The following is a 7,716-nucleotide window of genomic DNA, read 5'->3' on the forward strand; positions in this document are numbered from 1 at the left end:
GGGCGCATCGCGTCCAAAATAAACCTGACCTACAGACACGCCCCCGGATTGCGTTTGCCCCGCGCCATCGCACGCGGGGCAACATTCATCTGGCTTATCCGCCGACCAACGTGCCGCCGTTCGGGTGCAACACCTGCCCGCTCATATAAGACGAATCCTCGCAGGCGAGGAACAGCAGCGACGGGGCCACCTCATTCGGCTGACCGGGGCGGCCAAGGGGGGTATTTTCGCCGAATTCCTCAAGCTTATCCGCCGGGAAGGAAGCCGGGATCAGCGGCGTCCAAATCGGCCCCGGGGCCACGCCGTTGACCAAAATACCCTTGGGCGCCAGCTTGCTCGCCATCGCCCGCAGGAAGGACAGGATCGCCCCTTTGGTCGATGCATAGTCGAGCAACAGGTCCTGACCCTTATAGGCGGTGATCGAGGTGACACAGATGATCCGCGCGCCCTTTTTCAGATGCGGCAGCGTTGCCTGCGTCATCAGGATCATGCCGATGATATTGGTGCGGAACGTGCGTTCGATCTGCGCTTCTTCGATGTCTTCGAGGCTTTCCTGCGCGTGCTGTTCGCCCGCATCATTGACGAGAATGTCAATCTTGCCAAAGCTCTCCATCGTGCGGCTTACGGCATCTTTGCAAAAGGCTTTCTCACCGACATCGCCTTCCAGCAACAACGCCCGGCGGCCCTCGGCCTCCACCAATCGCTTGGTCTCTTCCGCGTCGCGGCTTTCGTTGCGGTAGACGATGGCGACATCCGCCCCCTCGCGCGCATAGAGCAGCGCGGTGGCGCGGCCGATCCCGCTGTCGCCCCCGGTGATCAGCGCCACCTTACCCTTGAGCCGGTCGGAACCGGGGTAGCGCGGGGTGTAATCGGGCGCGGGGTCCATCTTATGCTCCCGCCCGGGCTGGCTTTGCGGGGTGTTGAGGGCATCAAAATTCTGACCTGTCATGGTGCATTCCTATCTGTTGTGGCCCCACGCGGGCGGGGCGTTCAAAAAACTAGGGTTACAAAGGGGCAATGATCGCTTTGCCGGTCTGGTTTCAGCGCGGCAGCGGGATGAGAGAAATTTCGCGCATCACGGGTGTTGCGCGCAGGGGCCGGTCGCCTTTCCGCGTCGCCCCCCTTCCAGCGGTGGCAAGCCCCCGCCAATCACCAGCGGGCCAAGGAACCAAGCATCAGCCCCATGGTTTTTCAGGTAAGCTTGAAAAGGAGTATACCCATGCGAATGAGCGCATTGCTGATCTTCGGCGCCGGTGCCGCGAGCCTCGCCTATCTGATGAACCGCCAGTCCCGCGCCCAAAGGGCGGTGGCATATGACCGGGCGCAAGACCACGTCCGCGTCGCGGGCCCGCGCGAGATGATCGACCCACCCCGCAAATGGAATATCGTGGACGAGACGGTCGACGAGTCCTTCCCCGCCAGCGATCCGCCCGCGACCTATTGATGGCGGGCTGCGCGTGGCCGGTTAGACTACGAAGTTCCGATTCTGAGCCACCGCGCTTTCCGTCAGGTCGCCTTGCAGAAAGATCACCCCATGCGCGCCGAGGCCGACCGCAACACCGCCCTCTCGCGCCGTGATTTCAAGATCATTGAGCCCCCTGATGCCAGACAGTGAGAGCTGGATCACGTCGACGCCGGGGGCGAAGTCGGTGATGATATCGCCCGTGGCCACTTCGCCCTCAGAAAAGCCGAAAACGTCGTCGCCGGTCCATCCCGTGACGGTGTCTGACCCCGCCCCGCCGACGACCGTGTCATGCCCGATGCCGCCGTTTAGCTGGTCTTGCCCCTCCCTGCCGGAACGCTGATCGTCGCCCCGGTTGCCCAGCAGATGGTCATCCCCCTGCTGGCCGACCAATAGGTCATCATCGTCGAAGCCGCGCAGGGTGTCGTCTCCGCCCCAGCCGTGGAGCGTGTCCTCCCCCGGTGCGCCGCGCAGGTCGTCGTCACCGCGCCCGCCAGTGAGACTGTCGTCACCGCCATGGCCATTGATCACGTCGTCGCCATCCCCGCCGTGCAGTGTGTCGTCCTGACCAAAGCCGCCGATCGTGTCGTTTCCATCCGTGCCGGTCAGATCGTCCGCCGCGCCGCTGCCGTCGATCTTTTCCCCGCCCGCTGTCGGCCCGGCGTCGAAGGTGATCTCGATCACTTCGAAGGGTTTCAACCGCAGCTCGACCTGTGGGCTGTCAAAGCGGCTGTCGGTGAATTGCGCGCGCACGTCATGTTCATCGTAGAAATAGGCCCGCCCATCCACCTGAACAGAGGCCGAAGGGGTATGGCCGCCATCGCTGCGCCAATGGAACCCGTCGGAACTTTGCGCGGATTGATCCATGCCGATTTGAATGCCGGTCGCGGTCGCCCCCTCGGGCACCAATCCGGCGAAATCGACATCGAGGTTCAAAACCTCCATCGAGCGGGAGGAGACATAGATCACGGTCTTATCTTCGGACTGATAGGCGTTGATCTCGAAACTGCCATCGTCGCCCTCGAACTCGGTCGCGACCAATTCAAGCCCGGGCAGGCTCTCGCTCATCAGATCAAAGATGCCCCCGTGACCGAGTTGGTCAGCCGCCCGTCGGGATCGAGAACCGGGCTTTCCTTGGGGCCGCCCGCAAGGTCGCTGTCCGTATTGTGCTGAACGGGCCAAACGAAGGCGCGGTCGACCCCTGTTTCCAGCATGTTTTCAAACTGCTCCTGAATGGTCGAGGCGGACCTTATGCCTACCTCATCATAGTCCCGCGTGCGTATGTTCCATTCGGTGATATGCAGGTCCAAGTTGATCCATGGATGCTTCCTCCTATCAGTGATGTGACCCACATCACCTTGGCACATTGCGATGCCGTCGGGAGGGGGTATCCACCCCATCAGTTCTCAGTGACAATCAACAGGGGCGGCCCTCCATTTTTCACATAAGGGGGCCCAGAACGCCAAAATCGGGCGTTTCCGCCCGATTGACTTATTTTGCTTGCGAAATGGACATTTCAACCCGGCCAATGGCTATTTATTGGTGGTCAGAACACATGTGAAAACCAACAAGAGTCTGCAATTGCTCGAAGGCGGACAGAATAAGATCAATAACTTACGCAAGACATTACCAGAAAAGGCTAACGCACCTTGCAACTGCGACCACTATAAAGTTGCAACTCACCCGACAACGGAACAAAAAAAGCCGCGCATCAGCGCGGCTTTTCCTTCGGATCCTATAGTAATCATCAAGGCGGAACTGAAATGGCCCGCAGTCGATCATACAAATAGACACCTATCTCTTTTGGATCTTGAACTGGGTCGATACCGGCAGCTCTGAGCTTGCCAATAACAACCCAATGGTTGGTTCCGTCGCGTTGGATCAGTTCGCCAAGTGTCACATATTGTCGCTTGAAACTATTCACTTCCGCCTGCTCAATTCGGACCTTGATTGGCCCTGGCAGCCGATCCTCCACCCACTCGATTAACGGTGTATTACCTTTAAGTCCGAGCAGAAGATCCAATGCAGTCAGAGACACCCCCAGCTGCTCGGCCGCGGCCTTTTTGGTCAAAGGCAAATGCGAAGTATCACGCGGCAGAACCGATTGAACTTCGGAGGGATCCAACAGGAGCGCAAGATAGCCCTTCGTGCCATCGACAATCTCAACATTGTGCAAGTCACCTGCAAGCAAGGAACACATGATCTCCCCTGAGTATCTCTTCGCTTCTTGAGCCGCTTGGGGTATTGGAACCTGCCCCGGTGTCGCTCGTGAGACATATGTTGCTCGCTTAGTGAGGCGTGCCAGTAGCCGATCTACTTCGCGGGCATCTACCCCCCGTAAGACCTGAGTGAGGATGCGGTAGCCGCTATCAAGTGGCTTCAAGAAGCCCTCTCGAAGCAACATTTCCACTTGGGGTCGTGTAGCGTTCATGCGAGTTGGCAACTTCGCTACAGGAACCGCCCGTTGAAGCTCTCCTGCCAGTTCTTCAGCCGCATCTGCCTCACATGTGTCCATGCCGGTCATCCGATCGGGGTCTTCGGACGAGATCAGCCCTCGGGACACGAAGGCACGATGGACTGTCTTGGGGTGAAGATTAAATTTCACCGCAACGGAATGTGCATGGTGGCGGCGCGTCTTAACGACCTCCTCACCAAGGAGGTCTGTTCCTGGCGATACGGCCATGTTCTCAAGAATGAATTCTCGCAAGATGGTCCGGATCGGCCCTGGATCGCGCCCTGTTTTGTCGAACTGTAACCATTCATAGAAAAAGCCAAATATAGTGTGCGATCCAGCCTTCCCATGGCGAAGCTCAACGTTACGAAGAACGTCAAAGAAAAGTGCTCGAATACCAGTTTCACCTTCCCCGGTCACATCGAAACCCAACCGCCCCGCATCTTCCCAGTCTTGGTCATTAAACCCGCCCAATCTCTGCTTTGCGCCCCACCCCGCGAGAACACCGACCATTTCGGACGCACGGAACGCTTGCTCGATATCTTGACTGTTGAGCCACAGCGCCGATGTATGTTTGCCACGCAGTCGCCGAAGCACATAGGTTTGCAATGGAGACGGCGGCCGTAAGTCGCTTTGGTCCACAAGACGATGCAGTTCTCGCGCATCAGGAGCCAAGGTCTGCAAATTGCGCATTTGATCAGACCACGCAGTTTTAGCGGCGGATTGAAGCGCACAGCCGTGAACTTCACACGTCCTCACCGCCTTAAAGAGCCAGGGCCAACGCGCAACTCGCTGTCCATCCCCCTGCCCCTCGTCTTCAAGAAGGCAATGAGGACAATAGGCTGTTCGATTTCCGCCCAAAAAACTGCTCGAGAACTCATGCCCGCGAAATCGATATTGACGGGCCTGTAGGCGTTCAGGTTGGTGAGCGACCAAGGCTTCGAATGCAATGCCGGTAAGCGCAGCAAGTTTCGACATTGCTGATCGCTTACCAGCGAGCAAATCTGGCAGCGGAAGCTGCAGATCGTGGAGAAACTCCGGAAGGTTGAGGTCCACATGGTGTCGCGCAGTGCGAATTGCCCAGGACACAGAGCTCTCGTCTTCTTGCAAAGGCACCTGCGGCACAAGGATACCACTCATTGCCGCCTCCCCTTGCCTGAGTTGGCCCTATTGGCACGGACCTCCCGATCTTCCCACGCTGAATAGTTTCCTGTTGCGAAGACATTCTCGTCGAGTGGACAACTCTCTTGCATAAACCAATAGTCGATGAAGTCCTGCCGAGTAAGCGAAGGTCGACGAGACCTTAGTGCAGTTTCAATAGCGCCAATTGCGATCTCGATAGCCATGCCAAACTGATCGCGGGCAGCATGCAGAAGGCATTGAGTGAGGTCTGGATCAATCTCGACTCCGAGTTCAACGCGACCGGCGTAGGACCTAATCAGATTCATCAAACCGTCGCCATCGCTTGCAAACGAGATCGGCGGCAGCCGGACTTGTGAGAAACGCCTCGCAACTTGATGATCAGATCTCAACAGCTCGGCGACAGGCTCTGTGCCGCACAGGACCACCACGATCGCTTGCGGGCCTTGCATGAGAGACTTGAGTGTCTTGAGCAGATCCTCCTTCTCTCGCACATTCCCTGCATTATAAATATCGTGCGCCTCGTCGATCCAAAGCACCTTTATTCCGAGAACACTGAGACGGTGCTTGACCATTTCCCAGATCGCCCACCGTTCTCTTCTTTCGGATACCTGCGGATAGCCCAGTGCTTTGAGCAGTTCCAGGCCAACGCTTTTCAATGTTGCTGGGCTGGGGACAGTAACTTGAAGACATTTCGTGACTCCGAGCTCACCCTTAAAGTGCAGACTCGGGTGTTCTGACAGAATATGACTAACGAGTGCAGTTTTACCGCTGCCTGGCGCGCCTACGATTGCGACACCCCGAGTTTCTTGCCCTTCGGCAAAGAACCGAGGGGAAAAACCGGCTCCTTCGCCGAAAAACAACCGGTTGAACGCCGTTCGAGTTTGGTCATCGCGCTGCGTCTCGACATGAATTGCGGATAGCTGCTGTATAGCTCGCTCAATTGACGCCAACGTGACGATGCTTGCATGCGTTGTCATTGGTCAAAACTTCCAATCGTTCTTCTTAGGCTTCGAGGAGAGGGCATCGAGCTGTTCAGCCCTATGGCGCCCAATTCCTGGATCGCTTGGAGGTCCGACATCGATGAGGGTTCCATATTGAGAAGCGGTCTTCTGCGAGGCATTCCTCGTTCCCGCATAGAAACCAATCCCCAGATCTTGTTCGAAGCGCGCTATCCCATCCTTGGTCCACTGCTCCGAAAGGATGCCCGCCTGTCGGCCGGCTGCCGCGTTCATGCGATCGATTTCCTCTAAAGCGGTGGCAACGACTGAGCTGGCGATTTCGCGAGCATTTGGATCTCCCCGACGGATCAGGTTTCTGCAAAGGGTCCAGTCGCGTGCAGTCCGCCCCTGGAGCTCGGGCAAAACCGCCTCCACAGCCACCCATTCATCATTGAGCGACACTTCGATCGCACCGATGTTTTCCGGCAACCAACGCAATTGCAGAGAACACGATCCCATTTGCCGGAAATGACGTCCCAGTCGCTCACTATTGTAAGAAACGCCTAAGACAGTGAGACCGGATTTATCGATCTTCCGTTCGAGTTCGACACCAAACGCGATACGTTGGGTTCGCAAGTCAGGTCGCGGTCGAACTCCATAAAGATTGGAAAGCCGTTCCCAACATTCAAAGGGTGTTTCGCCGCCCAATCCCTCATGCGGAGTATTGTGGTAAACATCTACAACCCAGCGCACCAGCATTGTTGCAAAATCTTCCACGGTATTCACCGCTCTCGCTTCGGAAGGGTAATCCCCACGCTGGACAACGTCAGAAAACGTGCGACCTGAAAGCCGGCCCACCAGATTAGTCGAGGTTGTTTCAAGCGCGCGCTCGATCGTGCCCCTGAGCTGTGGCAACCCTGCCGGGGCGCGCATCAGGTCCAAAGAAGCAAATGTTGCAGCGGCAATAAATCGATAGTTTGCGAACGCGCTTCCGTTGTCAGTTACCAGCAGGTCAGGAATGCCATGCATGTGCCATGGCGACAGTGCGCCCACCGCGTCCGCGTGATGCCCCTTATCGCGCATAATCATTTGCAAACAGTCGATCGCGGCCGAAACGTTTTCGGACTTGGACAACGTGACACCCACCAAACATCTGGTCGTGCAGCAGATTGCTCCGATCAAGTGCCAGCGCTTCTTCCCACCGTCGAGCTCCATCTCCTGAACAAGCTCTGGAGCCAATTTTTCTAATAGACGTGTGGACTTGGCGATTGTCATCAAATCAACGGTCCAGCCGTCCATTTCCACCCGCTCGAGGGGACGCCCGAGTTGAAGCCCCGCGCCGACAGGAAAGAATTCCTTCCTCGCAGCGTCCTCACCTTTTCGATGCAAGGTCACTTCGAATGGCGTGAACTCCCGGAGGCGCGCACGAATAGTATTTCTTGACGGAATAGGTAGCTGCGGCTGCCTCGCTCTTTCTCGCGCGCGGTTTTCGCGCTTGAAACTCTCAATAGTATCGGCGACCACGGCGCGCTTAGTCGGAGAGTCCGGATGGAGGTAAGCCGCTACACACCTTTGCAGCAGTGCTTCGGTCTCAGAGCATAACCGGCTCCCCTTTCGGCCAGATTTCCACCTGCCGTCGACTAATGTTGATTGTCACTGAGAACTGACCCGGTATTTTCACCGAGATTTGACCCACCCTCAGTTATGCGTCGTGGTTTATG

General features: G+C 57.1%; 7 protein-coding genes. 1 reads left to right on the forward strand and 6 read right to left on the reverse strand.

Features of this window, described 5'->3' with window-relative positions:
• Positions 1-94: 94 nt before the first annotated feature.
• Entirely contained in the window at positions 95-949 is an 855-nt protein-coding gene (locus ACGYK2_RS12275) for an SDR family oxidoreductase (protein WP_271689201.1), read from the reverse strand.
• A 270-nt stretch (positions 950-1,219) separates the two neighbouring features.
• Between ACGYK2_RS12275 and ACGYK2_RS12280 the strand changes: the two genes are divergently transcribed.
• On the forward strand, positions 1,220-1,444 hold the full coding sequence (locus tag ACGYK2_RS12280; RefSeq protein WP_276154454.1) for a hypothetical protein: 225 nt from the start codon (positions 1,220-1,222) through the stop codon (positions 1,442-1,444).
• Between the two features lie 21 nt (positions 1,445-1,465).
• Here the strand turns inward: ACGYK2_RS12280 and ACGYK2_RS12285 are convergent, their stop codons facing one another.
• From ACGYK2_RS12285 to ACGYK2_RS12305, 5 genes are all read right to left on the reverse strand, one after another.
• Positions 1,466-2,530, reverse strand: coding sequence for a calcium-binding protein (locus tag ACGYK2_RS12285; protein WP_271689198.1), 1,065 nt, complete (start codon positions 2,528-2,530; stop codon positions 1,466-1,468).
• Positions 2,530-2,772, reverse strand: coding sequence for a hypothetical protein (locus ACGYK2_RS12290; RefSeq protein ID WP_271689197.1), 243 nt, complete (start codon positions 2,770-2,772; stop codon positions 2,530-2,532). The genes ACGYK2_RS12285 and ACGYK2_RS12290 overlap by 1 nt, the downstream gene beginning before the upstream one ends.
• A 437-nt stretch (positions 2,773-3,209) precedes the next feature.
• Positions 3,210-5,054, reverse strand: a complete 1,845-nt coding sequence (locus ACGYK2_RS12295; RefSeq protein ID WP_271689196.1) for a TniQ family protein — start codon at positions 5,052-5,054, stop codon at positions 3,210-3,212.
• Entirely contained in the window at positions 5,051-6,034 is a 984-nt protein-coding gene (locus tag ACGYK2_RS12300; RefSeq protein ID WP_271689195.1) for a TniB family NTP-binding protein, read from the reverse strand. The genes ACGYK2_RS12295 and ACGYK2_RS12300 overlap by 4 nt, the downstream gene beginning before the upstream one ends.
• 3 nt (positions 6,035-6,037) lie before the next feature.
• Positions 6,038-7,519, reverse strand: a complete 1,482-nt coding sequence (locus ACGYK2_RS12305; RefSeq protein WP_394374303.1) for a hypothetical protein — start codon at positions 7,517-7,519, stop codon at positions 6,038-6,040.
• Positions 7,520-7,716: the final 197 nt, after the last annotated feature.

It is taken from the genome of Sulfitobacter sp. 1A10359 (assembly GCF_043558145.1).
Lineage (GTDB): Bacteria > Pseudomonadota > Alphaproteobacteria > Rhodobacterales > Rhodobacteraceae > Sulfitobacter > Sulfitobacter faviae.

Bases quoted from the DNA above. Each gene is read 5' to 3' on its own strand.
- ACGYK2_RS12295 (WP_271689196.1), bottom strand. From the start codon at position 5,054: ATGAGTGGTATCCTTGTGCCGCAGGTGCCTTTGCAAGAAGACGAGAGC.
- ACGYK2_RS12275 (WP_271689201.1), bottom strand. From the start codon at position 949: ATGACAGGTCAGAATTTTGATGCCCTCAACACCCCGCAAAGCCAGCCC.
- ACGYK2_RS12280 (WP_276154454.1), top strand. From the start codon at position 1,220: ATGCGAATGAGCGCATTGCTGATCTTCGGCGCCGGTGCCGCGAGCCTC.
- ACGYK2_RS12300 (WP_271689195.1), bottom strand. From the start codon at position 6,034: ATGACAACGCATGCAAGCATCGTCACGTTGGCGTCAATTGAGCGAGCT.
- ACGYK2_RS12285 (WP_271689198.1), bottom strand. From the start codon at position 2,530: ATGAGCGAGAGCCTGCCCGGGCTTGAATTGGTCGCGACCGAGTTCGAG.